At 44.0% G+C, this 2986-nt stretch carries 3 protein-coding genes and 1 pseudogene; all 4 read left to right on the top strand.

Annotated features, from left to right (window positions below; translation table 11 throughout):
• The coding region (locus tag OEV42_21495) for an RHS repeat-associated core domain-containing protein (GenBank protein MDH3976844.1) at window positions 1–1535 on the top strand (1535 nt) is incomplete at its 5' end.
• A 68-nt stretch (window positions 1536–1603) separates the two neighbouring features.
• Window positions 1604–1926, top strand: a pseudogene (locus OEV42_21490) (transposase).
• 15 nt (window positions 1927–1941) lie between these two features.
• Window positions 1942–2457 (top strand): hypothetical protein, encoded by a 516-nt coding sequence (locus tag OEV42_21485; GenBank protein ID MDH3976843.1) that lies wholly within the window; start codon window positions 1942–1944, stop codon window positions 2455–2457.
• A 291-nt stretch (window positions 2458–2748) separates the two neighbouring features.
• Window positions 2749–2986: RHS repeat protein (locus OEV42_21480; GenBank protein ID MDH3976842.1), on the top strand; the 238-nt coding region annotated here is incomplete at its 3' end.

Here is a 2986-nt window from a genome sequence, read left to right as displayed (position 1 = left end):
TGGGTCTCAATCGGACCATAACTTACACTTATACCGATGCAAATCAGCTTGATACGATCACAGCAGAGCCGGGAGTCTTCGATTACGACTACCGCCTTGACGGCAGTCGTGAGAAGCTGACTTATCCAAACACTGTTTTTACAAACTACTCTTATGACGCTTCAGGCCGCATGGTGGGGGTTATTACCCCCGGTGTTTCCAGTACCGTTTATAGCTACGACAAGGTGGGCAACCGTTTGAGCAAAGCCACCGACGGCAAAAAAATCTCCTACATCTATGACGATCTTTATCGTCTCAGGTTTGCTTCACATACCAGTACCGAGGGCGCCATGTTCGAGAACTACACTTATGACGCCATTGGTAACAGGCAGGCCCATGATAATGACCTCATTAACAATTATTACCCTGGTTTCGATCCTGATTTTACCAATTCGACAACCGTTGGCGGATTTACCTATTATGATGTGGCGGGTAAAGGCTACCAGACAACCTTTACGGATGTGGCTGACAGCGTTGATTATGGTTATGACTATGAAGAGCGGCTTGTTCGCGTAAAGCGGGTATTCGGTATTTCTTCAACTGTTGTTGAATATGAGTATGACGTCTTTGGCAGGCGTATTGGGCGAACGGTCACTGTTGATGGTTCGGTGACGGTGAATATGGAGTATCTCTATGATAATGAGGATATTGTTGCTGTTTACGAGAATAGTACCACTTTAGTTAAGCAGTTTATTCATGGGCCGGGTATTGATGAGCCCTTGGCGGTAAAGACGGGAGGGAGCTGGTATTACTATCATGCTGATGGACTCGGTTCTGTTATGAAGTTGACTAATGCATCGGGTACATCTGAGGCGGGTTACAGTTTTGGTTATGATTCCTTTGGGAACCTTGTTAAGGGATCGCTTGATAGGCTTTATACTTATACGGGCAGGGAGTGGGATGAAGAGGCGGGGCTTTATTATTATCGTGCGAGGTTTTATGATGCGGAGGTGGGGAGGTTTATAAGTAAGGATCCGATTGGGTTTGAGGGGGGGGATTATAATGTTTATTCTTATGTCCAACAGAATCCGGTGAATTGGATTGATCCTTGGGGATTGATAGGTTATAAACCTGGGGGTCCGATACAGTTTACACCTGGAGGTGGAAGCAGCTTAATTCCCCCTTATACTGTTGTTCCAACAGGTGGTGGCGGTGGTTTATCTCCTAGTGGTGGCGCAGCTACAGTTGGGGGCGCTGCTGCTGGGGCAGCGGCTATGTCAGGAGGCGGGAAGGCAAAAGAGCCCGCTCCTTACGATAAATATGAAGAAAATGAAGCTCTAAATTTTAAGCCAGACCCTTTTGGCGGTGATGAAGCGTGTCGACGCTTGCTTCATGCAATAAATGTATTGAGATCACAAATTGCATGGAGGAAAATAGACTTGAATCCAGCATCAGATAGCTATGGTGGTCATGTTAGACGTATTGCAATATTAACTGCTGCTAAGGAGAAGCTAGAAGAAACTTATCGAATTATATGTGGACGCTGCCCTTCTTAGGATATGAACCTACCCCGATATTGTGGACACCCAGTTAAGTCGTTATAATAACACGACTGGAGGAAAGAATGGGTATTCAAAAAAGAAGGAAGTATGATTCAGATTTTAAAAGAAATGCTGTGTTACTGTCACAGGAGCCTGGAAGAAGTATTCCGGAAGTGGCAGAGAGCTTGGGGATCAGCAAGGACCTGATTTATCAATGGCGGAAGGCCCTAAAGGAAAAAGGAGAATTGGCTTTTCCTGGCAAAGGCATTGAAGCTTTGACAGAAGAGCAGAAGCGGATACGTGAACTGGAGAAGAAGCTTAAAGATACCGAGATGGAGCGGGATATATTAAAAAAGGCCATGGCCATCTTCAGCAAAGCATAGTGATGAGGTATCAATTTATTCAGAAAGGATCAATAATTATGTTAGACTTAATATCTAAAAATGTAGCTAGGCTAGATGGGTATTTGGCTGGAGTGGCTTCAGTAGATGGCAACATAAGGAGCTACTCATCCTTTGCTTACCTTATTGAACTCAATGATGATAGATTCGACCATGCATTAAGCCGTTATTATTCAAATCAAGGCAAACTTAGTTTTTCTTATACCAAGTTGCTTAGTGAAGGACTTCGTACGTTGGAGATTGAATTGCGTAATTACATTCTAAGAGATGTTTTATGTATGTCTTCTAATGAAGGGATCATTCATTTCGACAAAGCCATAATTGACAGAAAAAAATATATTTCCTTCAGAGTTATGGATCTTGTAGAAGAGGTAATCGAATATGATAAAACTCGTGCGATATATAAAGCAGAAGGAAAAATTGAGAAGTCTAAATCTCATTGTATATTTTATGGTGTACAAGGTGCTCAGTGTTGCTTGGTTCTTCAGTTCAATGATGACCGGGATAATTATAACGAAAATACGATAATACGATAGGGTCGGACCGAGTTAAGTAGTTGAAAATTAAAGGAAAAGATCTAAAAAACGGCCTGAAAACAGGCTTAGAAGGCCCATTTTGGGGGTAAAGAGGGGTGTTTAAGGAAAGAGATGGCAAGAGCGAACAGGATATTTATACCGGGTCATGTATGGCACATAACGCATCGCTGGCAGTGCTGGGGTCGGACCTAGCTAAGTAGTTGAAAGTTAAAGGAAAAGGTCTTGAAAAAGGCCTGAAAATAGGCTTAGAAGGCCTATTTTGGGGGTAAAAAGGGGTGTTTAAGGAAAGAGATGGCAAGAGCGAACAGAAATTTTATACCTGATCATATATGGGATGATGGTTCTATCCAATCCGTTATCGACGCCCTCAATAAGGCCACCTTCATGAGTTACAGCGCCGCCGGCTGCGGCAGTTGCGGCGGCGGGGTGGACAAGCTGACCCAGGTGACCGACGCCAACGGAAAGTCAACAACCTACACCTATGACAAGCTGGGCAGGCTGCTTACTGAAACCGATGCCACGGGCCTGC

It is taken from the genome of Deltaproteobacteria bacterium, assembly GCA_029860075.1.
Classification (GTDB): domain Bacteria; phylum Desulfobacterota; class JADFVX01; order JADFVX01; family JADFVX01; genus JAOUBX01.
This window is presented reverse-complemented; position numbering and strand designations above follow the sequence as displayed.

What these genes read in the sequence shown, in the direction of transcription:
- OEV42_21485 (MDH3976843.1), top strand. Translation starts at nt 1,942, where the DNA reads ATGTTAGACTTAATATCTAAAAATGTAGCTAGGCTAGATGGGTATTTG.